General features: G+C 60.7%; 26 protein-coding genes, 1 tRNA gene and 1 pseudogene. 17 read left to right on the plus strand and 11 right to left on the minus strand.

Features of this window, described 5'->3' with window-relative positions; all coding sequences use genetic code 11:
* The 7 genes and pseudogenes from sufC to EPN31_RS09585 form a co-directional block, all read left to right on the plus strand.
* Positions 1 to 525, plus strand: a 525-nt coding sequence (gene sufC / locus EPN31_RS09555) for a Fe-S cluster assembly ATPase SufC (RefSeq protein WP_291772504.1), incomplete at its 5' end; no start/stop codon positions are given.
* Entirely contained in the window at positions 522 to 1,832 is a 1,311-nt protein-coding gene (sufD, locus tag EPN31_RS09560) for a Fe-S cluster assembly protein SufD (protein WP_291772508.1), read from the plus strand. The genes sufC and sufD, both read left to right, overlap by 4 nt.
* Positions 1,829 to 3,076, plus strand: a complete 1,248-nt coding sequence (locus tag EPN31_RS09565) for a cysteine desulfurase (RefSeq protein ID WP_291772511.1) — start codon at positions 1,829 to 1,831, stop codon at positions 3,074 to 3,076. The genes sufD and EPN31_RS09565 overlap by 4 nt, the downstream gene beginning before the upstream one ends.
* A complete protein-coding gene (gene sufU / locus EPN31_RS09570) occupies positions 3,073 to 3,525 on the plus strand; it encodes a Fe-S cluster assembly sulfur transfer protein SufU (RefSeq protein ID WP_291772514.1) in 453 nt (150 codons plus the stop codon). The genes EPN31_RS09565 and sufU overlap by 4 nt, the downstream gene beginning before the upstream one ends.
* 21 nt (positions 3,526 to 3,546) lie before the next feature.
* On the plus strand, positions 3,547 to 4,104 hold the full coding sequence (sufT, locus tag EPN31_RS09575) for a putative Fe-S cluster assembly protein SufT (protein ID WP_291772517.1): 558 nt from the start codon (positions 3,547 to 3,549) through the stop codon (positions 4,102 to 4,104).
* An 89-nt stretch (positions 4,105 to 4,193) separates the two neighbouring features.
* Positions 4,194 to 5,777: pseudogene (locus EPN31_RS09580) on the plus strand (S10 family peptidase); the annotation flags it as partial.
* 62 nt (positions 5,778 to 5,839) lie between these two features.
* Positions 5,840 to 5,916 (plus strand) — tRNA-Pro (locus EPN31_RS09585).
* Positions 5,917 to 6,106: 190 nt separating this feature from the next.
* On the opposite strand, the gene EPN31_RS09590 is transcribed toward EPN31_RS09585, so the two are convergent.
* From EPN31_RS09590 to EPN31_RS09600, 3 genes are all read right to left on the minus strand, one after another.
* Entirely contained in the window at positions 6,107 to 6,760 is a 654-nt protein-coding gene (locus EPN31_RS09590) for a recombinase family protein (RefSeq protein WP_291772520.1), read from the minus strand.
* 137 nt (positions 6,761 to 6,897) lie between these two features.
* A complete protein-coding gene (locus EPN31_RS09595) occupies positions 6,898 to 7,029 on the minus strand; it encodes a peptidase (protein ID WP_291772523.1) in 132 nt (43 codons plus the stop codon).
* Between the two features lie 1,099 nt (positions 7,030 to 8,128).
* Positions 8,129 to 8,572, minus strand: a complete 444-nt coding sequence (locus EPN31_RS09600) for a hypothetical protein (protein ID WP_291772526.1) — start codon at positions 8,570 to 8,572, stop codon at positions 8,129 to 8,131.
* 98 nt (positions 8,573 to 8,670) lie between these two features.
* On the opposite strand from EPN31_RS09600, the gene EPN31_RS09605 reads away from it, so the two are divergent.
* The 5 genes from EPN31_RS09605 (at position 8,671) to EPN31_RS09625 (ending at position 13,044) form a co-directional block, all read left to right on the plus strand.
* Positions 8,671 to 9,102, plus strand: coding sequence for a transposase (locus EPN31_RS09605; protein ID WP_291772529.1), 432 nt, complete (start codon positions 8,671 to 8,673; stop codon positions 9,100 to 9,102).
* Positions 9,099 to 9,443 (plus strand): IS66 family insertion sequence element accessory protein TnpB, encoded by a 345-nt coding sequence (tnpB, locus tag EPN31_RS09610; RefSeq protein ID WP_291772531.1) that lies wholly within the window; start codon positions 9,099 to 9,101, stop codon positions 9,441 to 9,443. Before EPN31_RS09605 ends, tnpB begins: the two co-directional genes overlap by 4 nt.
* Positions 9,444 to 9,524: 81 nt before the next feature.
* On the plus strand, positions 9,525 to 11,117 hold the full coding sequence (locus EPN31_RS09615; RefSeq protein ID WP_291772618.1) for an IS66 family transposase: 1,593 nt from the start codon (positions 9,525 to 9,527) through the stop codon (positions 11,115 to 11,117).
* A 687-nt stretch (positions 11,118 to 11,804) separates the two neighbouring features.
* Positions 11,805 to 12,707, plus strand: coding sequence for a hypothetical protein (locus tag EPN31_RS09620; RefSeq protein ID WP_291772533.1), 903 nt, complete (start codon positions 11,805 to 11,807; stop codon positions 12,705 to 12,707).
* A 13-nt stretch (positions 12,708 to 12,720) separates the two neighbouring features.
* A complete protein-coding gene (locus EPN31_RS09625; protein ID WP_291772534.1) occupies positions 12,721 to 13,044 on the plus strand; it encodes a hypothetical protein in 324 nt (107 codons plus the stop codon).
* 1,036 nt (positions 13,045 to 14,080) lie between these two features.
* Here the strand turns inward: EPN31_RS09625 and EPN31_RS16710 are convergent.
* Both EPN31_RS16710 and EPN31_RS09630 read right to left on the minus strand, forming a co-directional pair.
* On the minus strand, positions 14,081 to 14,395 hold the full coding sequence (locus tag EPN31_RS16710) for a helix-turn-helix transcriptional regulator (RefSeq protein WP_367188312.1): 315 nt from the start codon (positions 14,393 to 14,395) through the stop codon (positions 14,081 to 14,083).
* An 80-nt stretch (positions 14,396 to 14,475) separates the two neighbouring features.
* A complete protein-coding gene (locus EPN31_RS09630) occupies positions 14,476 to 15,939 on the minus strand; it encodes an integrase arm-type DNA-binding domain-containing protein (RefSeq protein WP_291772536.1) in 1,464 nt (487 codons plus the stop codon).
* A gap of 380 nt (positions 15,940 to 16,319) precedes the next feature.
* On the opposite strand from EPN31_RS09630, the gene EPN31_RS09635 reads away from it, so the two are divergent.
* Together EPN31_RS09635 and EPN31_RS09640 are read left to right on the plus strand one after the other, a co-directional pair.
* Positions 16,320 to 16,502 carry a type II toxin-antitoxin system HicA family toxin gene (locus tag EPN31_RS09635; protein WP_291772539.1) on the plus strand — a complete coding sequence of 61 codons (183 nt, stop codon included), beginning with the start codon at positions 16,320 to 16,322 and terminating at the stop codon, positions 16,500 to 16,502.
* A gap of 24 nt (positions 16,503 to 16,526) precedes the next feature.
* Positions 16,527 to 16,916 (plus strand): type II toxin-antitoxin system HicB family antitoxin, encoded by a 390-nt coding sequence (locus tag EPN31_RS09640; protein ID WP_291772541.1) that lies wholly within the window; start codon positions 16,527 to 16,529, stop codon positions 16,914 to 16,916.
* Between the two features lie 61 nt (positions 16,917 to 16,977).
* Here EPN31_RS09640 and EPN31_RS09645 read toward each other — a convergent pair whose 3' ends face one another.
* Entirely contained in the window at positions 16,978 to 17,553 is a 576-nt protein-coding gene (locus EPN31_RS09645) for a YceI family protein (RefSeq protein ID WP_291772544.1), read from the minus strand.
* Positions 17,554 to 17,880: 327 nt separating this feature from the next.
* Here EPN31_RS09645 and EPN31_RS09650 point away from each other — a divergent pair, with 327 nt between their 5' ends.
* Complete coding sequence (locus tag EPN31_RS09650) at positions 17,881 to 18,252, plus strand: transcriptional regulator (protein WP_291772547.1); 372 nt, start codon at positions 17,881 to 17,883, stop codon at positions 18,250 to 18,252.
* Positions 18,253 to 18,344: 92 nt separating this feature from the next.
* Here EPN31_RS09650 and EPN31_RS09655 read toward each other — a convergent pair whose 3' ends face one another.
* Positions 18,345 to 18,770: a cupin domain-containing protein gene (locus EPN31_RS09655; RefSeq protein WP_291772550.1), complete on the minus strand. Its 426-nt coding sequence runs from the start codon at positions 18,768 to 18,770 to the stop codon at positions 18,345 to 18,347.
* A gap of 108 nt (positions 18,771 to 18,878) precedes the next feature.
* Here EPN31_RS09655 and EPN31_RS09660 point away from each other — a divergent pair, with 108 nt between their 5' ends.
* Positions 18,879 to 19,793, plus strand: coding sequence for a LysR family transcriptional regulator (locus tag EPN31_RS09660; protein ID WP_291772554.1), 915 nt, complete (start codon positions 18,879 to 18,881; stop codon positions 19,791 to 19,793).
* Between the two features lie 30 nt (positions 19,794 to 19,823).
* On the opposite strand, the gene EPN31_RS09665 is transcribed toward EPN31_RS09660, so the two are convergent.
* From EPN31_RS09665 to EPN31_RS09675, 3 genes are all read right to left on the minus strand, one after another.
* Complete coding sequence (locus EPN31_RS09665) at positions 19,824 to 20,156, minus strand: addiction module antidote protein (protein ID WP_291772557.1); 333 nt, start codon at positions 20,154 to 20,156, stop codon at positions 19,824 to 19,826.
* On the minus strand, positions 20,149 to 20,481 hold the full coding sequence (locus EPN31_RS09670; protein ID WP_291772560.1) for a type II toxin-antitoxin system RelE/ParE family toxin: 333 nt from the start codon (positions 20,479 to 20,481) through the stop codon (positions 20,149 to 20,151). The genes EPN31_RS09665 and EPN31_RS09670 overlap by 8 nt, the downstream gene beginning before the upstream one ends.
* Positions 20,482 to 20,614: 133 nt before the next feature.
* Entirely contained in the window at positions 20,615 to 21,913 is a 1,299-nt protein-coding gene (locus EPN31_RS09675) for an MFS transporter (protein WP_291772562.1), read from the minus strand.
* A 136-nt stretch (positions 21,914 to 22,049) separates the two neighbouring features.
* On the opposite strand from EPN31_RS09675, the gene EPN31_RS09680 reads away from it, so the two are divergent.
* Positions 22,050 to 22,673: a TetR/AcrR family transcriptional regulator gene (locus EPN31_RS09680; RefSeq protein WP_291772564.1), complete on the plus strand. Its 624-nt coding sequence runs from the start codon at positions 22,050 to 22,052 to the stop codon at positions 22,671 to 22,673.
* Positions 22,674 to 22,698: 25 nt separating this feature from the next.
* Here EPN31_RS09680 and EPN31_RS09685 read toward each other — a convergent pair whose 3' ends face one another.
* Positions 22,699 to 25,017, minus strand: a complete 2,319-nt coding sequence (locus EPN31_RS09685) for a TadE/TadG family type IV pilus assembly protein (RefSeq protein ID WP_291772566.1) — start codon at positions 25,015 to 25,017, stop codon at positions 22,699 to 22,701.
* Positions 25,018 to 25,023: the final 6 nt, after the last annotated feature.

Below are 25,023 nucleotides of genomic sequence, written 5' to 3' on the forward strand. Positions count from 1 at the left end.
GAAGTCCCCGGCGTATCCAATGCCTATTTCATGCGCGCCTCGCTGAACGCCATCCGGCGCAAGCGTGGCGAGCCGCCGCTGGACGCCATGGATTTCGTGAAACTGGCCAAGCAGGAAATGAAGCGGGTCGGGATGAAGGACGAGTTCCTGTACCGCTCGGTGAACGAAGGCTTCTCGGGCGGTGAAAAGAAGCGCAACGAGGTCCTGCAGATGACGCTGCTGCAACCCAGGCTGGCGATTCTGGACGAGACCGATTCGGGTCTGGACATCGATGCGCTGAAGATCGTGGCCGATGGCGTGAACCGCCTGCGCTCGCCGGATCGGTCCATGATCGTCATCACGCACTACCAGCGCCTGCTGGAATACATCGTGCCGGATTTCGTGCATGTGCTGGCGCGCGGCAAGATCGTGCGCTCGGGTGGCAAGGAACTGGCGCTGGCACTTGAGGCGAAGGGATACGGTTGGCTGGACGAGGCCAAGCCTGCTGTGCCGCACCGTGCCATGGGCCGAGGAGCGGCGGCATGAGCACGGAACTGCAGCCCTGGGCTGATGCCTTCGGCCAGCGCGCGGGCGGCCTGCCCGGTGCGCGGCTTCCCTGGCTGGCCGCGTTGCGCCAGCAGGCGCTGGATCGGTTCATGACGGAAGGCTGGCCCACCCCGCACATCGAGGCATGGCGCCATACGTCGCTCTCGCCGCTGGCGGCACAGAGCTTCCAGGATGGCGGCCGCGAGTCCGTCGCCGAACAGGTGGCGACCCTGAAGGCCGGCGAAACGGGGTATTGGCTGGTCTTCGTCGATGGCGCTTACGATGCTGCGTTGTCGGAGATCAGTTCGTTGCCCGATGGGGTGACGGTAGCTGCGTTGTCGGCCTCCTGGGCCCAGGATGCGGAGGCCATCGAAGCCGTCTATGGCCGCGTCGAGCAGGGCTACGGAACCAGCGCACTCAACCTGGCGCTGGCCGGCGATGGCGCGTGGATTCGTCTGAGCCGTGCCGTCGTCGCGGAACAGCCCATTCATATCGTCTGTGCGGCAGCCTCGCCCAAGGCGGCGCACTTCCTGCGCCACCTGATTGTGGCAGAGGCGGGTGCCCAGGCGACGGTCGTGGAACACTACATCGGGGTTCCGGGGGCGGCGAATTTCTGCCATGCCACGACGCGCCTGCAGCTCGGTCGTGATGCGCGCGTGACACACCTGAAGCTGCAACAGGAATCCGAACAGGCTTGGCACCTGGGCGAAATCGAAGCCACCCAGGGGCACGGATCGTACTTCGGTTCGCATTCCGTGTCCCTGGGCGCACGCCTGGCGCGCAACGACATCATCACGCATTTCGCCGACGAGCGCTGCGAGACCATGTTCAACGGCTTGTATTACGTGAACCAGCGCCGGCACGTCGACCATCACACACTGATTGCGCACGACAAGCCCAATTGCGTGAGCCACGAGAACTATCGCGGCATCATGGCGGACACCGGGCATGGCGTATTCTGCGGCAAGATTCTGGTCGCTGAAGGCGCCGACGGCACCGATGCCATCCAGCGTACCGACAGCCTGCTGCTGTCGCGCCTGGCCAAGTCCGATGCGCGACCAGAGCTTGAAATCTATGCCGAGGACGTCAAGTGCGCGCACGGCGCGACGGTCGGTCAGATCGACGCGGACAGCCTGTTTTATTTGCGGGCGCGCGGTATCGACGAGGCCCGCGCGCGCGACATCCTGACTTACGCATTTGCGGCCACCAGCGTGGCCCGCATCGAATTGCCGGGGCTGCGCCGTCATGTGGAACGTGCCTTGCGCGGTTTGCTGCCCGGCGGATCCCTGATGGAGGAAGCAGCATGAATGCGCCCGTGAGCGCGCTGGAGACCGGTCTGCTGGACTGTGGCGCCGATTTCCCGATTCTGGCGCAGCCTGTCCGGGGCCGCCGCCTGGCCTATCTGGACAATGGGGCGACCACGCAGAAACCGCGTGTGGTCATCGAGGCGCTGACCCAATTCTACGAACAGTCCAATGCCAACATTCACCGGGGCGTGCACTGGCTGTCGCAGCATGCCACGGACCGCTACGAAGCGGGCCGGGAGGCCGTGCGGCGGTTGCTGAACGCGCCCAGTGCGCGCGACATCATCTTCACGCGCGGCACGACCGAGTCCATCAATCTGGTGGCCCAGACCTGGGGGCTATCCCTGAAGCCTGGCGACGAGATCCTGGTGACCGGGATGGAGCACCACTCCAACATTGTGCCCTGGCAATTGCTGTGCGAGCGCACGGGTGCGGTGCTGCGTCACGCGCGTGTTCTGGACGATGGCCAGCTGGACGTCGAAGACTTCCGCAGCCAGTTGAATTCACGCACCCGGTTGGTGGGGATCGCCCATGTGTCCAACGCGCTGGGGACCATCAATCCGGTCGATGAGCTTATCCGCATGGCGCACGGCGTGGGTGCGCTGGCCCTGGTCGATGGCGCCCAAGCCGTTGCGCATGCGCGCGTGGATGTGCAGGCCATGGACTGTGATTTCTACGCATTTTCCGGCCATAAGATCTACGGCCCGACCGGCATCGGCGCGCTGTATGTGCGCGGCTCCATCCTCGCTGGACTGCCGCCCTGGCAGGGAGGCGGCGATATGATCCGCACCGTCAGCTTCGAGCGCAGCACCTGGGCCGACGGCCCGCAGCGCTTCGAGGCCGGCACGGCGAACATTGCTGGCGCTGTCGTGTTGGGTACCGCTATCGATTATGTGATGGGGATCGGCCTGGACCGCATTGCGGCCCACGAAGCCGTTCTGCTGGCCGAAGCCACCGAGCGCATGCAGGCGCTGCCCGGGGTTCGTATCGTGGGCACGGCACCGCACAAGGCCGGCATCTTGTCGTTCCTGGTCGATGGCATCCACCCGCACGATCTGGGCACCATTCTGGATACCGAGGGCGTCGCCATCCGGGCCGGTCACCATTGCGCCATGCCGCTCATGACGCGCTTTGGGATCCCCGGCACGGCCCGGGCCTCGCTTGCGCTGTACAACGACAGCCGCGACGTGGATGCGCTGGTGGCCGGCGTCCAAAAGGCGCAAAAACTGTTTGGAGTCGATCGATGAGGGAATCCGGAGACGGCCTGAGCGATCTCTATCAGGAAGTCATCTTCGACCACAACCGCAATCCGCGAAATTTCCACGTCATGGAAGGCGCGTCGCACCAGGCCAATGGCTACAACCACCTGTGTGGCGATCAGCTCACGGTGTTCGTGCAAGTCAAGGACGGTGTCGTGCAGGACGTGAGCTTCATCGGCCACGGCTGTGCGATTTCCACGGCGTCGGCCTCGCTGATGACCGAGGCCGTGCGTGGCAAGCCGCTGGCCGAGGTCGACGCTTTGTTCCGGGATATCCATGCGATGCTCACCGAGGCTCACCCCGATTGTGATCTGGGCAAGCTCGAAGCCCTGTCGGGGGTGCGCGAGTTTCCGTCGCGTGTGAAATGCGCGACGCTCGCCTGGCACACGCTGCACAACGCCATCACCCGCGCGGGCGACATGGCTGTGACTGAATGAACATGAATCTGAGGTAATGCAATGGGCTTCGATCGTCAGGAAGTAGTTGTCAGCCGAGACTGTCCCGCGGTCACGGTGCCCTATGGGTCACCGGTGACCATCGAGGCCGGCTGCGACGCGACCATCACTCAGCAACTGGGCGGCACCTACACCGTCATGGTAGAGGGCAATCTGTACCGAATCGAGGGCAAGGACGGCGATGCGCTGGGCTTTGAGCCCACCGAAGACGTACAGCACACGCACGATGGGCCGATCACCGCCGACCTCGTGGAAGATGCGGCCTGGGAAGTGCTCTCCACCTGTTATGACCCAGAGATCCCGGTCGATATCGTGAACCTGGGGCTGGTCTACAGCCTGAAGGTGGAACCCGCTGGCGCCCCTGAGCGTTTCCGGATCGAGATGCAAATGACGCTGACGGCAGCCGGCTGCGGCATGGGCACCATGATTTCCGATGAAGCGCGCAACAAACTGCTCAACATCGAAGGCGTGGATGAAGCCGTGGTCGACCTGGTCTGGGACCCGCCCTGGAGCCGCGACATGATCAGCGAGCCAGCCAAGCTGCAATTGGGCTTGCTGTAGCGGAGCAACGGCGGGGTCGTCCTGCACGACAGCCTGGGAAGCCCGATCGGGCAGAAGGTGGCCCAGGCCTTTTCGGGGGGTGCCAAATGAAAGACCAAGCCTATTCCGATCCGGTGGCCTACGGCAATGGTCCGGACGATTCGGTGACCGACGTGGCTGAGCACGCCGCAGTGACGCATCATACGTTGCGCCTGGGCGGCCGGGCGTTGTCCTACACCGCCCGCGCCGGCCACCTGGTCGCGGTAGATCCCGATAGCTCCCGGCCCAGCGCAAAGATCTTCTATGTGGCATTCACGCTGGATGGCGATGCGGCCCACGAGCGTCCAGTCACGTTTTTCTACAATGGCGGGCCTGGCTCGTCGTCGGTCTTCGTGCTGCTGGGCTCATTTGCGCCGCGCCGCATCCGCACTTCCATGCCCGACTTCACACCGCCCGCGCCGTACACGCTTGAGGACAACCCGGACAGCCTGCTCGATCGAAGCGATCTGGTGTTCATCAATCCGGTCGGAACGGGCCATTCAGCGGCCGTCGCGCCCTGGAAGAACCGCGACTTCTGGGGCGTGGATCAGGATGCCGCATCGCTGAAACAATTCATCAAGCGCTATTTGACGAAATACGATCGCTGGAATTCACCCAAGTTTCTGTATGGCGAGTCCTATGGCACGGCCCGCACCGCCGTGCTGTGCTACGCCCTGCACGAGGATGGCGTGGAGCTCAATGGCATGACCCTGCAGTCCTCGATCCTGGATTACGCTCGGGTCGGCGATCCTATTGGGGCGCTGCCGACGGCTGCGGCCGATGCCTGGTATCACCACAAGCTGGGCCTGCATTCCGCGCCCAAGAATCTCCCCTCGCTGATGGATACGGTTCGCGCGTTTGCACGGGGGGATTTCAGCACAGCTCTGCAGGCGTATCCCAAGGTGGCGCCGGATGCGCTGAATCGGACGGCCCAGTACACCGGGATCGACGAAGCTACCCTTATGTCCTGGCGCCTGGATATCGCTGCCGGCGACGGTGCGGGTCACACCCTGTTCCTGATCCGGTTGCTGCACGATCAGGGCCTTGCGCTGGGGGCCTATGATGGCCGGGTAACGGGTGTCGACACCGGGATCGCCCGCCGGATATCGCCCAATTCTGGCGGCAATGATCCCACGATGACGGCCGTGTCGGGCGTATACACGGCCATGTGGAATCATTATCTGAACGATGAGCTGAAGTTCACCTCCAATTCGTCCTTTACGGATCTGAATGATCGGGCCTTCCAGTACTGGGACTTCCGTCATTTGGATCCCACCGGTGCCCAGAAGGGCGTGGACGTGAAGGGCAACGTCGTGCTGTATACGGCTGGTGATCTGGCGGCGGCCATGAGCCTGAACGTGGATCTGAAGGTGCTGTCGGCCAATGGCTATTACGATTTCGTCACACCGTTTTTCCAGACTGAGCGAGACTTGCAGGACATGCCGCTGACATATGCCGCCGTGCGCAGGAATTTGACGGTACGCTGCTATCCCTCGGGGCACATGATCTATCTGGATGGCGGATCCCGCACGGCGCTGAAGGCCGACGTGGCTACCATGATGGATGCTGCGGTTGCCGATCACGCGGCAGTTGCCCGCATTCGCTCGCTGCAGGCTCGGCATGCGCCATCTGCGGGTCGGGCCCCCCGGAAATGACGTATTTGCCGGCCCCGCAGGCTGCTTTGGCATGGGGTTTCTATGCTAGAATCGCAGTCTTTCGGGGCGTAGCGCAGCCTGGTAGCGCACTTGCATGGGGTGCAAGGGGTCGCGAGTTCGAATCCCGCCGTCCCGACCAGCATTATCAAGGCCTTACAGAGGTTTCTCTGTAAGGCCTTGCCTTTTCTGGTCAGCTCGTACACTACAGGTACACTAAAAATAATTCTATGCAGTCGTGCCGAATGCACAGTGGTGCGGCGTGGTGGCGAGCTCAAGCGGATGCCAAGTAGTCCGGATGATTGGATCGGAAGGCGTAAATGCCTACCGATTTATGAAGTGCCGAGCCTCTGCGCCCAGATTCTCTTCACCTGAGCCACGCTGTAGCCGGTCATTGCAGCAGTCTTGGCAATGCTTTGCCCAGCAGTGCGTAATGCCAGCACCTGTGCGCCACGTCGTGCATCCGGCTTACGCCCCTGGTAGCAGCCACGGCCTTTTGCGAGTTCGATCCCCTGGTGCTGGCGTTCACGCCGAGTTTCGTAATCGTCGCGCGCCATCTGCAGGGCGAGTCTGAGCAGCAGCGTTTGCACAGATTCGAGCACCACCTTCGCAACTCCATCGGCGCCAGCAGACAATTCGGTGAGATCTACGACACCAGGCACAGCAAGCCGAGCGCCCTTTTCACGGATGGAGGCTACCAGGCGTTCGGCTTCGGGAAGCGGCAGGCGACTCACGCGGTCGATCCTCTCCGCCGCTACGACTTCGCCCGGTTGGAGATCTGAAATCAGGCGTAGAAGTTCTGGTCGATCGGCGCGTGCGCCGGATGCCTTCTCACGGTAGACGCCCGCGATGTAGTAGCCGGCCATCTTCGCTTGATCGATGATGGCTTCCTGCCGTTGTAGATCCTGTGCGTTCGTGCTAACGCGCAGGTACACTCGCGCCACCTTGGGGATGGTTGCTGTGCCTGGTTTTTGAAGTTCGTCCATATGGCTCCTTTCGGTATGTTCATATGAGCCCACCGACTGTCGGTAGGCTCATGGGGGGGTTCAGGACTCAAATGAGCCCGGCGCATCAAGATGACCTTAACGCGCTATCCGTATAGCGCCGGGTTCGGGCGATCCCATCAAAAATCGTCATCGTCCTCCGGTAGGGACGAAGACCACGGATTTACACCCCAGGGATTGCCCGCCACATCCACCCCACCGATGCCTCCTACCATGGGAAGACCTGTCGCCGGATTGAACTCGTTGTACATACGACTCTCCTGAAAATTTGCCACCCCCGACCACCGAGGGCGGCGCAAGCCAACAGCCATGAGCAACCGCTCCTCCAAGCACCAATTGCGTGATACCGCCGAAGTCCTGGCCCTGGGGGCGTAAGCGGACTTTGCCTGAGCCTGCTGACCATGGGAGTCACAGCACCCAGGCGGGCTAGCCGCGCAGGGGCGCCGACGAAGCCGCAGCCCGAAGGGACCGGGTGAGGAGGTGTGCGAAGCACCGCAGGCCCTTGCACGGCTAGCCCGCCTGAGTGAAGATTTGTCAAATGGGCAGCAGGCTCAGGACAAAGGATCTTCAGCAGAACGGGATTTGCGGCCGGAGGGATGCCCACCGGGAGCCGCGATGCGCCGTCAGGCGCAACGTGGGGCTGGGGGAGCCGACTGGCGCTCGCGGCCCCAGCCGCGAGAGGCCCGCCCACGGGCCGGTAGCCAGTTGGGGGGCGTAGCCCCGCGCACCCCGCCGTAGGCGCGGGAAACTCACACGAGTCGAGCGCAGCGAGACCACAGCCCCGACGCGTCCAGCGTCGAGGGTCGTGTGGGTTTCCCGCGCGTGGAGTGGCGCGCCGGCGGCGTGACACGGAAGGCGAGGGGCGCCAGCTCCTGGAGCGCGGGCGGCGTCCAGTCGCCCGAGTGGACGACCGGGCGTTCAGCCCGACGGAGGCTACGGTGCTCTCCGGGTCGCAGTTATGCGACCCCCGTTCGCGTCCCCAGTTCGCCCCAGGTGGTACTGCCAAACGAATGGGCGAAATGCTCTATACAAGGTATGACTACCATTGAAAGAGCCGCTACAACGGCGCGAGACGGCAGGACCGTTGCTATAGAAAATGAAATTCGGCTACTACGTGGGATCAGCCGCTTCGGGTGGTTGCGCACACGAGACGCGGCCGTCTTGGTCTGGCGTCGTTGGGCACGCACTCCTGCCACCGCACCCGATCTCGCACCGCAACAACCAAACGCATCGGCGCTACGGATGGCGCAGCGAACTCTGCGTCGCCTGCGAAAGCAGCATGCTGTGCTGCGCAGTCGAGCCCCCGATGGAAGCTGGATCTACGCACTTGCTGCGGAGGGCGTGCGCAGATTACAGTCCCGGGGGATCAACGCCATCAGCGGCAAGGATCTGATCCGAACATTCAGTCGCTCCCACTATCGGCACCGGTGTATTGCCAATGAGATCGCAATCCGTGCCATTGTGCAGGGCTATCGCGTAGCCACTGAACGAGAAATAGCCCAGGGGCTTTGGCTCGGCGGGAAGGATGGCGTTGGGGGTAAAGTCCCCGACGTACTGATCCAGCACGACGGCGCCGTCTGGTGGGTTGAAGTGGAGCGCAGCAGAAAAAATGCGGTGGAATACGCACGACTTCTCAGCTGGTTGGGCTACGTCAGCATTGACAAATTCAATACCCCACACTCCAAACTTCTTGGACAAAACCGGCACTGGGAGAGGGTCATATTCGTCTGCACCTCGGCATTTCAGCGGCGGCTGGTGAGAGACCTGATCGTAGCTGGCTGGAAAAGTTCGCAAGTTGCAGCCTTGCTCACCGTAAGCGCCCGACCAGTACCGTCTTGCTGGCGACAGGCTAATCCGGACAATAGGTTCCAATCAAAAACAGGTTGGAACCAATGCCCGCCGCACAGGTTTACAGTAGTTCATATCGGAACCAGCCTCGTCGCCGGTTTACTCAGGCCTACAAGACGCAGGTCGTCGAGCAGCTTCTGTCCGATCAGAGCTTGACCGTCGCGCAGGTGGCCCGCGAGCACGATGTCCACCCCAATCAGTTGTGCCGCTGGCGTCGGGAATACCATGCAGCGGACCTAGCCGCGCTGACCAAGCCTGCTCGCGCACGATCGGATACGTGTTCCGGGGTCGAGCTGGTGCCAGTGGGCATCATCACCGAGCGGCAGGCGCGGGCCCCGGAGCGGCCCGTTGTCGGGCCGGGGCCGATGGCGTCAGATGCTGTGGTGCTACGCATCACCGTGGCCAGGGGCACGATCGAGATCACCAATGCCTGCGACCCGGTGCGGTTGGAGGCCGTTCTGCAGGTGCTGCGGTGATTGGCTTGCCGGTCGGCACGCGTGTCTGGCTGGCCGCCGGGGTGACCGACATGCGTCGGGGCTTTGATGGCCTGGCCGCCATCGTGCAAAGCAAGTTGTCCGAGGACCCCTTCAGCGGCCATGTGTTCGTGTTCCGGGGCCGCAAGGGAGATCGCCTCAAGGTCTTGTGGTGGAGTGGCGATGGGATGTGCTTGCTGGCCAAGCGCCTGGAGCACGGCCACTTCGTGTGGCCCAGCGCCGAATCGGGATCAGTGCACTTGAGCGCGGCGCAGCTTTCGATGTTGCTGGAAGGCATTGATTGGCGACGCCCGGCGCGCACCCACAAACCGACTCAGATTTAACGCGTGGAATATGCGCTGGAAGGCGCATATTTATTGGGTTTGAGCTCCAATTGATACTCCGCGTTTGGTAAAATGGCGGCTATGCTCAGCCATGCGCAACTGCCCGACAATATCGATGCCCTGAAGGCGTTGTTGCTCGCGCATTTGGACCAGACGCAGGCGTTGCGCGAGGCGCACGACACGCTCAAAGACGCGCATCGCACGCTTTGTGTTGAACGGGATTTGCTGCGCGAGGAAAAGCAGTTCGACAAGCAGGAAATCCAGCGCCTGATGCTGCTGTTGTTCAAGCTCAAACGTCAGATGTTTGGTCAGCGCTCGGAGAAGCTGCAGTCCCAGATCGATCAGCTCGAGCTTGAACTCGAAGATCTGCACATCAACCAGGGTGAGCGCGCGCAAAAGGTGGAATCGGTCGAGCCGGCACCGCGCAAAGCCCCGACGCGCCGGCCTCTGCCCGGGCACTTGCCGCGCGATATTCAAGAACACTTGCCCGAGGCTTCGGTCTGCCCCGATTGCGGCGGTGCCTGGCAGCGCCTTGGCGAGGACGTCAGCGAAGTGCTGGAATACATTCCTTCCAGCCTGCGCGTCGTGCGTCACGTGCGTCCCCGTTTGAGCTGCCGCTGTTGCGAGCGGATGGCACAGGCCCCGGCGCCCAGCCGCCCGATTGCCCGCAGCTTCGCGGGCCCCGGGTTGCTCAGCCACGTCGTGGTCAGCAAGTATCTGGATCATCAGCCGCTATACCGGCAATGCCAGATCCTCGGGCGCGAGGATGTGGACTTGAGTGAAAGCACGATGGGCGATTGGGTAGGCGGCGTGCATCACCTGCTGCGCCCCTTGCTCGATGCGCTGCAATGTTATGTGTTCCAGGCCGAGAAGCTGCATACGGACGACACGCCGATCAAGGTGCTGGCCCCGGGTACCGGCAAAACCCGTCAGGCTCGGCTGTGGGTCTACACCCGTGACGATCGCGCGAGCGGCGATGTCGCCGCGCCGGCAGTGTGGTTCCGCTACTCGCCCGATCGGCGTGGCATTCATCCGCAGACGCATCTGAAAGACTACACCGGCATTCTGCAGGCTGACGCGTTTGCTGGCTACGATCAGGTCTATGCGAGCGGCCAAGTCATCGAGGCCGGGTGCTGGGCACATGCCAGACGCAAGTTCCACGACATCCATGCCAGGCAGGCCACGCCCATCACCACCCATGTGCTCGAGAGAATTGCTGCGCTTTACAGGATCGAGTCTGAAATCCGCGGCAGCCCGCCCGAGGCCAGGCGCGCCGCACGTCAAGCACGGGCCGCACCCATCGTAACCGCCTTGCACGCGTGGTTGCGTGAACAGTTGCCCAGCGTATCGCGCAAATCCGAGACGGCCGATGCCATCGGCTACGCCATGAACCAGTGGCAGGCGCTTGCGCGCTACCTGGATGATGGGCGCATCGAGATCGACAATAATGCGGCCGAGCGCGCCTTGCGCGGGATAAGCCTGGGCCGAAAGAACTATTTGTTCCTGGGTTCGGATGCTGGCGGCGAGCGCGCCGCCACGATGTACAGCCTGCTGGGCACGGCCAAGCTGAACGACATCAATCCTGAGGCGTACCTGCGCCATGTATTAACCGTTATTGCCGACCACCCGGTCAATCGCGTCGATGAACTGTTGCCCTGGAACGTGACGCTTTAAGCGTCGGTCTTGCCCATCATCTTGGTGGATTCGTCAAGACGGCCCAGACCGGATGCTTACTGCTCACCTTCTCCACGGTGCTATACAAATTTCAGGAAATAGAGTTTCAGCGCTAGGCCGGCCACCTGGCATCTCTGAAACACAGGGGCCAAGGAACAGGCCCTCTCAGGCGCAGGCGCACTGGACCAGCACCGCCCATTAACCAAACTCTCTTTGCTGCAGGAAATGGCTACCTGCAGCCCCAGTCACGGAAAAAAATTCCGTGGCGCCGCCGGACGCGTCGCTGGTCCCGGCGTTTTTTGTGACAAATGAATTCACACATCAGACCGCCTTCATACCAACCTCGGGGTGTGTACAGTCTGCGCAACCGATGTCGTGTAGAAGCCTTCGATACCAAGTGCCGGGATTAGTCCTCGAGTCAGCTTTGCCACGCTTCTTCGCGTTTGACACGTTACAGAGTGATAATCTATTGTCATCAAGTTTCATTTGAGGTGCCAAAAGATGAGAGTGGGGAGATGCGGGGCCGTGCTCCTGGCCGTCGCTGGCATTAGCGGATGCGCTACCAACTGGCAGCATTCATCAATCACGGATGCAGGGCTGGCGGATCGGCAACTTAAGCTGGACGATGCGTACTGTCTGCAGGTGGCCTACGGAATTGCACCGATGCCACCTATTCCGATAGCGCCGATGAACACAACCAGCTACGTCTCTGGCCAGATACGAACCTACGACACCTCAACGGGTAACACCTCCTCTGGTTTTTACAGTGGGTCGGTCACGACTTCGCCGGCCAATAGCTTCGCCTCTGGTTTCTCCAACGGCCTGGCCCTCGGTGCGGCCGTCCAGGCGCGGAGGGTTCAAGACGAGATTCATGATGCATGCATGATGCGGAGAGGATGGAAGGAAGTGCCGTTCGGAGCATCCCATGCGGCCTCAGCGAAGCCGGTGCCGACTGCGGCACCTATGGTCACTTCAACGACGCAAGGTGCCTCAACGGGCGGTAACACGCCAGCCAGATCATCGGACGCGATTTACCCGAACGCGCAGGATGCTTGGTTGGCGGAAGTCAACGAATTCATGGTGATCTACCCAAGGTACAAGGAAAGCCCCCCACTATGGGGCCGGTTGGATGCCGCAGTACGAAAGATCGCTGAAGAGCAGCCACTCGCCAGCGGGCCACAGATTCTGCTCGCGGCACATGACAGTCTGAACAGTAAGGGCGAGGGGGTACCTGAGCCGGCTAAAGGCGACCCGACGTGGCTAATCGCGACGATATATCGGCAGGCGGTAAATGGCAGTGTGGCGGATCAGAACGCGCTGGGGATAGGGTTCATGAGCGGGAAGAATCCGTTTCCCCGGGACTATCAACGCTCACGATACTGGTTTCAGAAGTCTGCCAGTACCGGTGACCCAACGGGGCAAGTAGGTTATGGCACCCTGATCTTCGAGGGGAAGGGTGGTGCCGCAGACAGATCGCGAGGCTATTGGTGGGTCGAGAAGGCAGCGGCAACTGGCGACAAAAGTGCTACTGCCATGCTGGCCGTGATGAAGACCAAGATGAGTGCCGCCGAATTGAGGGCTTCCGAATAAGTAAGAGCGGGACATGAAGTATATTGAGCGCCACCCCAGGTTATCTGCAGTCGTGTTGCTAATCGGCTCCTCCGCCTTACTCTATCCAGCAATCGCATATCTTGCAGATATAGCAAAACCAATCGACCGGAATACACAGGCTCGTATCGAAGCGCACTGCGCTGAAACTGTTGAAGCCACTCGCAATACTGATGAGAGGAAACGTCTGTATATCGCATGTATGGACAGCACATGGCAGACCGTCCAACGATTGCTGACATCTCGCAAGTATGACAAGCAGGGGGGACACGAAGGCGGCGGGAACTGGGGTGGACCAGGTGTAAGCCGTTACTGGTAGTGGCCCTCCACCGGATCATGGTGCATGGGCTCACCGGCCCCACCGCTTGAAGGCGGGATGCCCTATCCACCAGCCTGGTCCTGCCTTGAGCCTGATCCCGCGAGGTGTCCATAGCCATGGGCTTTCGAACCAAGCCCCCGTTTCCATGTGCACCCAACCGCCCCCGACCATGCGCTTCGCGTGCTCACCATACGGAATCAGGCGAGTCAACCAAACCGGCCAGCCACTGCGTCCTACAGCGTATTTCCCAGCGAGGTCCAGGCCACCGTACCCGTAAAGTCGCGCCCCTGCCGGAAATACGGCACTCGTCGCCTTCGTGATGTAGCACACCCAATTTCGCAGGTTCCTACAGCGCTCAGTCCACGTCGATCCGTGGGACCACCAGCGGGCGAGCCGATCATGCTCCAGGCGGAACCCCCGCGGCAGCCACAGCACCAGATGGTAATGAAGCATGCCATCGAGGGTTGAATCACGCTCGGCGCGATCCAGTGATGACAAATATGGAAACGGTACACCTGGGTAGAGGCGCCGGATCTGTGCACGTACCCGCTTTAAGAACGTGCTAAGGTCTCTTGCCTGATGCATATGTGCGGCCTTGTACGTTAACGTCAGGCAAACTGCATATAGGTCATGCGCGCGTGCCAGACGCTTTACCTGCGGTAGAACGGCTAGCAATTTTCGGCGAGCAGCCTTTCTGGCCTTTTTTCGGAGTGGGAGTAGTGTGCGTCGCGTGCCACTTGTTTCGATCCCCTTGACGAGTTCAGGGCGGGCAAGCGCCCTGGTGCCCGAGCCAGGAAGAGGGTGAGGCAATCGGCCACTGGAAGCGGTCGGAGTGATACAAGCTATTGATCCGCCGATAGGCGGGGGAACCGTGGCCATTGCCACGGTGGGTGCGGAGATTTCCACGACGCGTCCTTGGGACGTGTCGCGAGATCAGCAAAAAATCCTCGTCTTTGACCTGTTACAACAAACTGCACAAAATATGCCCTCCGCTGACCTCACGGCGGAGTTGAAGTTGGTGCCTATATACTGATTGTCAGTGTAGGCTCGGGGCTGCGGGTTCCTCTTTTTGCGGCTGAATGTCGAGAGCCGGGGAGGGGCGTGAGGGGTCGGGTTTGAACCCGTTGGCTGCGAGTCTGTTTATATCAGCCTCGTTCCAGCGGGAGACCTTTTCGCCGAATTTTGTGGGGTTCGGGAGTCGACCAGCTCTGATCCACGCGTAGAGCGTAGTACGGCAGATCTTTAGGCTGTTCATGACCTCTTGGGCGGTCATGAGCTTTATGGGAGCGACTGCCTGGTGAGGGTGATGGGGGGTGTTGACAATCTGGTTTTGCGTATTGTGGTTGTCCATGGCTGATTTGCCTCTTTTGGACCAGCCGACGGAAATGGGCTGTACGCAGTCGTATAGGAGAATGCGTCAGAATTCTTTTTTTATTTTTTTTGCAGAGAGGTTTCCGAGAATTGCGGATCGTCCGCCGGAGTTTTTTCCCCTGCCAAGATCTTCTCGATGACGGCTCCAAGCTTGTCCCACGCCTCTTGTTTCTGCGGCCAGTACTTCCACAATAGGTAGACCTTATCCAGCGGGTCCACGCCGGCTATTGCGTGGCCTTGGCAGCAGTTGATGTGCTCACTGGGGACGTCGAGCGCTTGCATGAGGGTTGACCCGGTGCGCCTGAGGTCGTGAGGCGTCCATGCACCGCGCGTTCCGTTTGCGAGCACTAGAGAGTTATCTGCGGCGCGGTGTTTGAGCCGCTTCGCCCTGTTTTTGAACCGAATTTGTCTGTCACCAATCTGTTTGCTGACGGTTTTTAGGCAAAGATGCGAGCCGTCTCCCTCGGGTGGGCGCTTGTTCTCTGGAAAGCACCAACGGCTGCCCCCTGTGATTGTGTGCAAGGCCGCAAATTGCCTCCTTGCGAACAGGCTCAGGTGGACCTTGAGATCCTGAGCCATCATCCGTGCTTTTTTCCCGCTGCCGACTCGGACTTTCTTTCGGTTTGAGGCGGGGATATCCCAAATGCCTTTTTCCAGATCGATGTGCTCCCATTCTGCTGATAGCAGTTCACCAATGCGGCAAAGTGTTGAGAGACAAATCCACACTGCAATACGGGTTTTCTGATCTACAGGTCGCTTGGCCTTACGGCGGTCTGGAGCTGCTGCGTATTCAGCATCCATGCGTTGAAAAATTTCGGAAAGCTCCCGGATCTCTGAGCCCGATAACACTCGGCTGCGTTCCTCGACGTAATCTGCGGGTAGCAGCCTGCCTATTTCGATGAGGTCTGCAGGGTTACCTTCCACGAGCAGACGACGCCATGGCGCGCGGTCTTCCGCCCAGTGAAGCATTTGCAATAAGCTGTCGTGGACCATCTGCATTGTGCGGATGGTTCCGGCGGCCCGAAGTTTTCGCAGCATTGCGAGGATATCGCCCTCTGTGAGCTTGCGAAGTTCAATGCCTCCTATGGTGGGCAAAACGTGCCGGGCGAACAGGGCGATTAGGGCGGCGTTATTGTTCTGGCGCGTTACGGTGGTGATCCACTTGTTGTAGAGGTCCTGAATGCAGTAGCGCTGTTCAGCTTCGGCTGCGAGCACGAGCGTGGCTTGCTTCCGTAGCTCGGCGTCCTGGACCTGGAAGTCAATTCCTCGACGTGCAAGGGCACGGATGCGGGCAGTTTCGGTCCGTGCTTCTGCCAAGGTGAGGACGCCATCGGCTGGCTTTGATCCGTAGGGAGCTGCCAGGCGGGCATCTCGCTGTTTGCCTGCGACTGTGTACCTGACCACCCATTTTTTCACGCCGTTTGTGGCTACACGCACTGATAGTCCTGGGCTCGCGGTCACCTGATAGGCAGATTTTTTTGGCTTGAGGGCCTCTATCTCCCTGACCGTTTTCGTGTTTGCCATTTCCCCTGCATCCTAGTCAGATTTTCAATGCACACTAATCGTACACTAAAAATCGGCGGCTGAAGGCGCATGTAAGCGAACTATAGCGCACAACGCAACCTCTTGAGGCTCATGTAATTGATTGAGTTTAAAAGGATTATTTGTTCGCTCTTGTGCGTTTTGGTTTGGTCTTGTGATTGATATAAACGCATGGGGTGCAAGGGGTAGCGAGTTCGAATCCCGCCGTCCCGACCAGCATTATCAAGGGTCTACAGATTTCGGTCTGTAGGCCCTTGTTCTTTTGGCGTGTGTGTTCATGCGGCTTTCCGTTTGAGAATGATCAGCGTGGGTGGTGATGAACGCCTATTGTGTATTCGTGTGTATTGTGTATAATTACACACGTGAACAGCACAGACCTCATCAAACAACTGAAAGCCGACGGCTGGTATCTGGTGCATACCGTTGGGTCTCATCATCAGTTCAAGCATCCCTCCAAGCCCGGCAAGGTCACGGTGCCGCATCCGAAAAAGGATCTGCCATTGCCGACACAGCGCAGCATCCTCAAACAAGCCGGCCTGCGATAAGCGGGCCGGACAGGAGAATACCCCATGCTCTATCCGATTCACGTACACAAGGACCAAGACAGCGCCTATGGTGCGTCCTTCCCTGACTTTCCCGGCTGCTTTGCTGGTGCCGATGATCTGCAGGGCCTGCCTCGCGCCGCACAGGAGGCGGTCGAGGCGCACTTCTACGGCGAAACCGAAGCAATCCCCAGCCCCAGTACTCCCGAGGCCTGGAAGGGCCATGAGGACTTCGAGGGGGGCTTCTGGATGATGGTGGATATCGACCTGTCCAAGGTCAACACCAAGGCTATGCGTCTGAACATCAGCCTTCCCGAGAACCTGGTGCACCGCATCGACGCTGCGGCCAAGGCTCAGCGTCTGTCGCGCTCCGCATTCCTGGCGAAAGCAGCAGAACGGGAAATGGCAGACGCCTGAAACGAAAATTTCGGTCTGTAGGCCCTTGTTCTTTTCTGGGGCTCAGCGGTAAGCGCGGGCGCTACTGCCGTTTGATCGCTTCGATCTGAATCACCAGCCGGACGGTGTCCGGGATGCCGGGCAGCCCGAAATTCATGCCCCATTGACTGCGCTGGATCGTGGCTTCGAAGTCGCCGCCGCAGATATCACGCTGGGTGCGTTTGTTCTGATAGCAGTTGAAACGGTTGGCGCGCAAAGTGACTGGCTTCTGTACACCCAGCAGCGTCAGGGTCCCGGAAACGCTGCTGATCTTGTCGCCTTCAAAGGCGAAAGCCTGGCTTTGGAATCTGGCGTCCGGGAAGGCGGCGACGTTGAAGAAATCCTTGCTGCGCAAGTGTTCGTCAAAGCCCTTCGAGCCGCTGTTGATCGAGGTGGGATCAATGCGGATGTCGGCCTGCCCCTTTTTGGCCGTCTGGTCGAGATCGACGGTTCCGGTGATCGTGTCGAATCGCCCGCGGGTGGTGGATGTGCCGTTGTGCACGACCCCAAAGGTCACGAAACTGTGGTCGGGTTCCACATCGTAGGTGACGTTCTGGGCATAGGCTGGGAATGCGTGGGCTGACAGGCCCAGCAAAGCGATGGCAAGCACTTTCGACATGGCGGTCCTCGCAATGGAATGTCCGTTCAGCCTTCAATTCTGAACAGAAGCTGACATTCGGCCATTCTAAGCCGCCTGTGAGTGTTTGACCGGCGGGCCCTGTGGATCGTCTGATGTGCGTCAAAAAGTCGGGAGATTCCGAGTAACCCCGTGTCAGGCGTTGGCCCTACCATGGATGCGGCAGCCGCTGTGTCTTCAGCCTGCGCAAGGCTAATCGGCGGGAGGAAGGGTAGTCCCAAATTGGGACTATCATCGACCTATGAGTTCGTCGGCACCCATGCCGAGTACGATGAGATTGACGCTGAAACCGTAGAAATGGAGTGAACCATGGACATCCGCCCTATCCGCACTGAGGCAGACTACAAGTCCGCGCTCAAGGCGATCTCCCATCTTGTGGAGATTGACCCAGACATTGGCACGCCCGAGGGCGATCGCCTGGATGTCCTGTCCACGCTCGTCCAAGCCTACGAAGCCAAGACCTTCCCGATTGGCCTGCCTGATCCCGTTGAAGCGATCAGGTTCAGGATGGAGCAGGCTGGACTGACCGCGAAAGACCTGGAACCTATGATCGGTCAGAGAAACCGCGTGTACGAAGTCCTCAACCGCAAGCGGTCCTTGACGCTGCCGATGATCTGGAAACTACATAAGGGGCTCGGGATTCCTGCCGAGAACCTGATCCAACCGCCTGCTCATGTCTAGACTAACTGTACTGCCCGCAGGCGGCATGCCCTGCGCATCCTGGGGAGGGCGTCCTCGGATTCTCGGTAGTCCCCCCGGGGCGTGCCGCGGGATCAGGCGCGAGCAGCCAGCACCAACCCGTACTGGTCCATGACCGCCATCAGAGCAGCTTTGTCCGGTGGGCCGCCTGCGCCCACCACGGCCGCCACGTCCCTGAAGTATTGGGCACCGATGTCCGGCGACATGATGATCAGGGCCCGGGCAGTATCCGGGAACGGATTCGAGAACCCGTGGACCACGCCCTTGGGTGTACACATGGTTTGCCCGGGGGTGAGGTCTCGTGTCTCAGGGCCGACGGTGTAGCGCAGCGTGCCGCTCAGGACGTAGACGATCTCTTCGTTGTCCCGGTGACTATGCGGTGGCGGCGTGTTTGAACCGGGGCCAACGGTCAGTTCAAAAATCCCCATGCCCGCGTTCTGTGACCCGTCGATGAGATAGTCGATGCTCAGCTTGCCGATGTCGATCTTGGTGGTGTCCATAGTTGGATTCCGGTTTGGTCATAATTGTGGGATGATTCACAATGTAAATCGTTGCGCAACGCAGATAAATGCAATTCCATTCAACTGAATGTTGCAAGAACATAGCTAATGAGAGAACGTTTGGCAGTGATGGGGGTGTTCGCTCAGGTGGTCGAGGCCAACAGCTTCTCGGCCGCCGCGACCCGGCTTGGGCTGTCCAAGTCACTGGTCAGCCGCGAAGTCACAGCACTGGAGCAGTCGCTCTCGGTCAAGCTGCTGAATCGCTCGACTCGCAGACTCAGCCTGACCGAGGCGGGGGCGATCTTTTACGAACATTGCCGCCGCGTCGTCCATGAGGCCGAGTATGCCGAGCGGCGGCTGACGCAATCGCAGTCGGCGCTCGCGGGGCTGGTGCGTGTCACCTGCGTGCAGGCGTTTGCGCTGCGCTACCTGATGCCGGTGATCGGTGATTTCCAGCTTAAATATCCCGAGATCCGCATCAAACTGTCCTGCAGCAACCGCATCGTGGAGCTGGGGGACGAGGGTTACGACATCGGCATTCGCATGTCGCGGACACCCGATCCCAAGCTCGTTGCGCGCAGGCTGGCCGTGAATCGCAAGATCCTCTGCGCGTCGCCATCGTATCTGGCGCGCCGCGGTACGCCCGACACTGTCGAAGACCTGGCGGCGCATGACGGCGTGCTGTTCCCGCCGATCGCTCCGAAGGGCGCATGGACTTTGGCGCGCGATGGACAACAGTACAGCGTGCCGGTCAATACACGTTTCGAGACGGATGACATGGATGCCGCGCATGCCGCGGTGCTGTCCGGGCTTGCGCTGAGCGCCTTGCCCGTCTACGTGGTGGCCAGCGACCTGCGCCTGGGCCGCTTGATCCCGCTGCTCACCAATTATCAGGTGCTACCCGACGTCGGCATCTATCTGGTTCATCTGCCCAATCGCACCATGCCCAAGCGGGTACGCACGTTCATTGATTTTGTGCAGCAGAGCTTCAAGCCCATGGCGCCATGGGAAGCGGGGCAGTAGCAGTGGTTGTCGGCACAGAAGGGTGCTCGGTCATGCCGCTATATGCTCGGCGCGGGAGACGGCCAAGTGTAGGCCCGTGCCTTGAATGACTGCCAACAGCGTTTTGATGGTGGGGTTTCCTTTCGACGATAGGGCGCGATAGAGGCTCTCTCGTGGGATTCCCGCTCGCTGGGCGACGTTGGCCATGCCTTGGGCTTCGGCCACGTGGCGTAGTGCCGCCAGGAACGCAGCCTGTCCGCCAGGTTGGTCAATTTCGTCCAGGGCTGCCGTCAAATAGTCATCCACGAATGCAGGATCATCCCGCAGCATGTCAATGATCGTCTGATCATGCGAGCGGTTGGTATGGGTGGTGTGATCATTCATGATGTTTCTCCCGGCTTTGCCAGTCATGCCAGTACGAGACTGCTGTGTTGATGTCGGCTTGCTGCCTGCGCTTGTCGCCACCAGCCAACAATAGAATCAGGCGCTTTCCAGCGTGTGCGTAGTACACGCGATAACCCGGTCCCCAGTTGATCCTCAGTTCCCACACTCCATCAGACACATGCTTGCAATCGCCTAAGTTGCCCGTCGCCATACGGTTGATCCGTGTCAGCACGCGAGCTCGGGCCTGTCGATCAGCGATGCTTTCCAACCATAGCTTGTAATGGTCTTTGCCTGTTTCGTCCAGGTATTCGATCACCTCGTACATCTGTGCATTATACGTTACAAAACTGGTTGAGAATAGCTGCTTATGAAAGCCGCACCGCACTCTTGCACGCAGTCGATCCCGCCGAACCGAATGATTCTATTTGGACTCGCCGTGGCTGCCCCAGGTGGATCCGTCAGGCCGCAACCGGCTCCGGCGTTGCTCCTCCTCGTTTGATCAGCAAGGCAATTACCGCGGCAGCGATGGCGGTGGCGCCCGAGAGCACGAAGGCCGTCAGGTAGCTGCCGGTGGCCTGGCGGACGAAACCGCCCATCCAGGCTGCCGTGGCGGCGCCGATCTGGTGGCCGGCGACGATCCAGCCGAACACGATGGCCGCGTCGCGCTCGCCGAAGGCATCGGTCGCCAGGCGCAGAGTGGGCGGCACCGTCGCGATCCAGTCCAGGCCGTAGAACACGGCGAACAGGGACAGGGCGTAGAACGAGAAATCGGTGTAGGGCAGGATGATCAGCGAGATGCCGCGCAGGCTGTAGTAGACGAAGAGCAGCATGCGCGGATCATAGCGGTCGGTGAGCCAGCCCGAAGCGGTGGTGCCGACCAGGTCGAACACGCCCATCAGCGAGAGCAGACCTGCGGCCTGGATGGCCGCAATGCCATGGTCGCCACACATTGCGATAAGGTGTGTTCCCACCAGCCCGTTGGTAGTGAATCCGCAGACCCAAAAGGTGGCGAACAGATACCAGAACGTGCCGGTGTGGCTGGCGCGCCTGAGTGCACCAAATGTGGCGGCGATCAGCCCGATGCGCAGTGCTGCAGGGGTAGGCGGATTGTCCGGGTCGGCGCCGTAGGGCAGCAGACCCACGTCGGCCGGGCGGTCGGGCACCAGCCGCCAGACCAGCGGCACCATGACCAGCATCGCGGCGGCTACGGCCCAGACGGCGCGTGTCCAGTCGCTGGAAGACGCCAATGCCGCCAGTACCGGCAGAAAAATCAGGTTGCCGGTGGCGGTGCTGGCAGTGAGTATCCCCATGGCCAGGCCCCGGTGTTCAAGGAACCAGCGGTTCGCGATCGCAGCACCCAGTACGGAGGCCACGGCGCCCGACCCGATGCCGGAGAAGAAGCCCCACAACGCGATGAGTTGCCATGTCTGAGTCATGAAGGCGCTGGCGGCGGACGATACAGCCATGACGAGCAGCGCGGTCAGCACCACGCGGCGCAGCCCGAAGTGGTCCATGGCGGCGGCGGCGAAGGGGCCCACCATGCCGTAGAAGAAAATGCCGATGGCAGCCGCCAGCGAGGTGGTCGCACGGCTCCAGCCGAACGATTTTTCCAGCGGATCCAGCAGCACGCTGGGCGTGGCGCGCAGCCCGGCCGAGAACAGCAGGCAGAGGAAGATGACGCCGACCACGACGAAGGCGTAGCGCTGGCCGAGGCGGGGAATGGAGGTAGCGCGCGTGGGATCAGCGGCAGGATACATGATATGTTACTGACCGGTACGTTAAGTGCGACCTATAATACGGACTGGTCGGGCATACCGTCAAGTCGTTTTCTGGAGTATCGATGCTCTGGTCCCGGCTGACGGTGGCCGGGGCGGGCCAGGGAGATGATGCACCATGACAAAATTGCAGCGGACCGAGACGCGGCCGACGGGGCAGGGACGGGAACCGAAGGCAAAACCGGCGCGTGCGGCCGACCGCATCCGCCGTAGCGCGCGGGATCTTTTCTACCACCAAGGCATCCGGGCGGTGGGGGTGGACGCCATCGTAGCCGATGCCGGCGTGACCAAGCCGAGCCTCTACCGGACCTTTGCGTCCAAGGACGACCTGGCGGCGGCCTACCTGCGGGATTACGAAGTCGAATTCTGGCGCCGGTTCGACGCCGCGGTCAACGAACATCCGGGGGATCCGCGCGCGCAGATCCTGGCCTATTTCACAGGCCTTGCAAAGCGCACCAGTTTGCCGGGGTACCGGGGCTGCGGCCTGACCAACGCCTGTGTCGAATACCCCGATCCCGACCATCCCGCCCGCCGGGTGTCGATCGCCAACAAGCAGAAGGTGCGCGAGCGCCTGGCCGACATGGCGCGCCAGATGGGCGCACGCGACCCCGACGGATTGGGAGACGGGCTGCAGCTGTTGCTGGAGGGCGCCTATACGTCCAGCCAGATTCTGGGTGCGAACGGGCCGGTGCGGCACCTGGCGGCCGTCGCGGCACGCCTGATCGACGCCAGCCTGGCGTAGGCCAGGCCGGAGGCTGGGCTGCCAGCTATTTCGTCAGCCGCAGTTCTGTCATCGACCCCAGAATGGCAGCGAAGGTGCTGCTCAGATTGTTGGTGTTGTAGTTCGTGAAGGCATAGGCAGGGCCGCTTGCACAGTTGCCCATGTTTGTTTGGCCGGCGCCACCGCTACCGCCGACGAAGACTGTGTACAGGCGGATCGGATAGCTGCTGCTGTCGTTCTTGATGGCGGTGCAGACGGCTTGCATGTAGGCATTGACGTCGGTTGTGGTGAAATCTGTGGCTCCGGCCGGCCAGCCAATGGTGGCGTTCCCATCCTGGAAGGAGCTGTAGGTGTTCTGGCCCACTAATTTATTACCCGAGGCTGCGAAGGTGGAAATGATGGTGGTTGGGGACCGCATATCCAGATTGACCAGTGAGGTGGTTGGCCAGACCGCGATAGTTTTGACTGAGTCCTGACCGTTGCCCCGGTTTCCAACCGGGCTGTCGCCCGTGATGATCGATGCAGGTGTGCTCGAGGTGGTTGACGCAGGCGATGTAATGACGCCTATTTGCGGATTCCCCGATGTACAGGTAGTTTTTCCGGTACTAGTATCCGTAGTTGGTGATGTACGGTTGTCGCAGTAATTCACCACCATCTGAAAATCCGACTGCTGCGTTGGTCCCGATGGATTGGGTGGACTGGGCGGATTCAGCGGTGGGTTATACATCAGGGGGGCCCGGTACATCGTGGATCCGGGACCGGGATTGGCAACTGTCGAGTTGGTACCGGTGCTGACCAGGATAATTGCTCGACCGTTGACCATTGGTTTGGTGATGTCGGTATTGGCGGGATCGGCCGGTAAGCCGGGCTGTGTATCATCCCATCCTCGCCCTGTTCCCGCCTTGTTGTCGCTCCATTCAGGGGCTAGCATGCGCCATGCCCAGAGCAGGCCGCCCGGGATCAGAGATTCGGAATTTGACCAACCCTGCATAGAGTTAATTGCGGTGTCTAGGGTGGCAACGCTTTGGCTCAGGAACTGTGTGAGGCCCACCATGGCACAGCTGTCCGGTTCAAAGGCGGAGTAGACGACGGGTGCCACGTTGCCCCAATTCGAGCTCAAGGATGTAGATGTATCGATCCCGATGAAACGGTAGTTGGCTGCATCGTTGGGCACTATCGCGCCTGCGTAGGGTGCCCTCGGGGTTACTAGTGGCGGATTCTTGTTGCCTTGACCTTGAGTCGAAATGTCCGATTGTTGGAACTGCAGCGTAGTGGACGTCAGGCTCCCATTGAGCAGTTGGGTGACGGTAAAACTGTTGGCAGTAACGAAATTCCCCAGGCTGGTGTTCGCGCCCTTGGACGTAGCCGGAATCGGCATAAATACAGGCACAAAGCTGTGAGGGTCACTGGTGTTGGTTGGATCTGGCGGGGCAAGTTTGGCTGCGGGTAATTGGGGATTGCTGTTTTGCCCCCAGTAACCCCAACTAATCCCTGTGCCAAAAGGTGGTGGTGGGGGTGGGTAGGGTTCAGCGATGCAGCCTAGCCAATTGCTCTGTACGTAGGCATTGACGCCCCCTCCGCCTCCTCCCAGCAGTTTGGCCACGGTACTGACCCAGTTCTTCGCATTCGGCGTACCCGCGCCAGTGTTGGACGGGTTCATGCGAACCATGGCGCTGAAGGGCACTACGCCCACGCGGATGCCTTGGGCCGAGCTGGATTGGCTCAGGTTCATGGACCCCAGAGCAGCGGCGACCAGTTGCTGGGCCGCAGTCTTGATGTTCGCATTGCTGGCGGTTCCGGTGTACTGGGAATCTTCCAACGCCAGCACGATCTCGGTGTTGTTCTTCAGGCGGCGGATCACCTGGTTGTTGGCTGACAGCGTGAAGGATGCGACCTTCATGAAGCCGGTGCTAAGGAGCGGCAGCTTGCCCTGTGCGGTGACGTTGACGTATTGGGCCGACATGGGGGTGCCTGCCGGGGCCTGGGACGGGCAGGTGATGTTGCCGGATGAGTCCGCGGTGCAGTACTGAATTCCGGACTTGATCGTGTTGGCGGTGACGTCGCTGTTCAGGTAGTCGTCCGGCATGTTGACGCTGAAGAAGGCGCCGGCGTAGTTCTGCCAGGCGGTCTTGTCGCTGGTGATGGCCGGATCCCAGGCGCCCAGCGCCTGGGCGGCTGAAATGGATGTGGCGTCGACGGCATCGCGTAGACGGGTTTCGGCGATGTTGTAGCGGGCCAGGTCGATCGCTCCGAACGTGCCCATCAGCATGACGGCGGAGACCGCCAGGAAAGTCAGCGCCACGGCACCGCGCTGGTTATGTTGCAGGCGGTGCGCAAAGCGTCGCAGGGGCTTGATCGGGCTCATGGCGCG

The organism is Castellaniella sp., from assembly GCF_004321985.1.
GTDB lineage: Bacteria > Pseudomonadota > Gammaproteobacteria > Burkholderiales > Burkholderiaceae_B > Castellaniella.

What these genes read in the sequence shown, in the direction of transcription:
- EPN31_RS09620 (WP_291772533.1), top strand. Translation starts at nt 11,805, where the DNA reads ATGAACACAACCAGCTACGTCTCTGGCCAGATACGAACCTACGACACC.
- EPN31_RS09680 (WP_291772564.1), top strand. Translation starts at nt 22,050, where the DNA reads ATGACAAAATTGCAGCGGACCGAGACGCGGCCGACGGGGCAGGGACGG.
- sufU (WP_291772514.1), top strand. Translation starts at nt 3,073, where the DNA reads ATGAGGGAATCCGGAGACGGCCTGAGCGATCTCTATCAGGAAGTCATC.
- EPN31_RS09665 (WP_291772557.1), bottom strand. Translation starts at nt 20,156, where the DNA reads ATGAATGATCACACCACCCATACCAACCGCTCGCATGATCAGACGATC.
- sufT (WP_291772517.1), top strand. Translation starts at nt 3,547, where the DNA reads ATGGGCTTCGATCGTCAGGAAGTAGTTGTCAGCCGAGACTGTCCCGCG.
- sufD (WP_291772508.1), top strand. Translation starts at nt 522, where the DNA reads ATGAGCACGGAACTGCAGCCCTGGGCTGATGCCTTCGGCCAGCGCGCG.
- EPN31_RS09670 (WP_291772560.1), bottom strand. Translation starts at nt 20,481, where the DNA reads ATGTACGAGGTGATCGAATACCTGGACGAAACAGGCAAAGACCATTAC.
- EPN31_RS09645 (WP_291772544.1), bottom strand. Translation starts at nt 17,553, where the DNA reads ATGTCGAAAGTGCTTGCCATCGCTTTGCTGGGCCTGTCAGCCCACGCA.
- EPN31_RS09650 (WP_291772547.1), top strand. Translation starts at nt 17,881, where the DNA reads ATGGACATCCGCCCTATCCGCACTGAGGCAGACTACAAGTCCGCGCTC.
- EPN31_RS09655 (WP_291772550.1), bottom strand. Translation starts at nt 18,770, where the DNA reads ATGGACACCACCAAGATCGACATCGGCAAGCTGAGCATCGACTATCTC.
- EPN31_RS09595 (WP_291772523.1), bottom strand. Translation starts at nt 7,029, where the DNA reads ATGTACAACGAGTTCAATCCGGCGACAGGTCTTCCCATGGTAGGAGGC.
- EPN31_RS09625 (WP_291772534.1), top strand. Translation starts at nt 12,721, where the DNA reads ATGAAGTATATTGAGCGCCACCCCAGGTTATCTGCAGTCGTGTTGCTA.
- EPN31_RS09590 (WP_291772520.1), bottom strand. Translation starts at nt 6,760, where the DNA reads ATGGACGAACTTCAAAAACCAGGCACAGCAACCATCCCCAAGGTGGCG.
- EPN31_RS09685 (WP_291772566.1), bottom strand. Translation starts at nt 25,017, where the DNA reads ATGAGCCCGATCAAGCCCCTGCGACGCTTTGCGCACCGCCTGCAACAT.
- EPN31_RS09675 (WP_291772562.1), bottom strand. Translation starts at nt 21,913, where the DNA reads ATGTATCCTGCCGCTGATCCCACGCGCGCTACCTCCATTCCCCGCCTC.
- EPN31_RS16710 (WP_367188312.1), bottom strand. Translation starts at nt 14,395, where the DNA reads ATGGACAACCACAATACGCAAAACCAGATTGTCAACACCCCCCATCAC.
- EPN31_RS09615 (WP_291772618.1), top strand. Translation starts at nt 9,525, where the DNA reads ATGCTCAGCCATGCGCAACTGCCCGACAATATCGATGCCCTGAAGGCG.
- EPN31_RS09630 (WP_291772536.1), bottom strand. Translation starts at nt 15,939, where the DNA reads ATGGCAAACACGAAAACGGTCAGGGAGATAGAGGCCCTCAAGCCAAAA.
- EPN31_RS09660 (WP_291772554.1), top strand. Translation starts at nt 18,879, where the DNA reads ATGAGAGAACGTTTGGCAGTGATGGGGGTGTTCGCTCAGGTGGTCGAG.
- EPN31_RS09605 (WP_291772529.1), top strand. Translation starts at nt 8,671, where the DNA reads ATGCCCGCCGCACAGGTTTACAGTAGTTCATATCGGAACCAGCCTCGT.
- EPN31_RS09565 (WP_291772511.1), top strand. Translation starts at nt 1,829, where the DNA reads ATGAATGCGCCCGTGAGCGCGCTGGAGACCGGTCTGCTGGACTGTGGC.
- EPN31_RS09640 (WP_291772541.1), top strand. Translation starts at nt 16,527, where the DNA reads ATGCTCTATCCGATTCACGTACACAAGGACCAAGACAGCGCCTATGGT.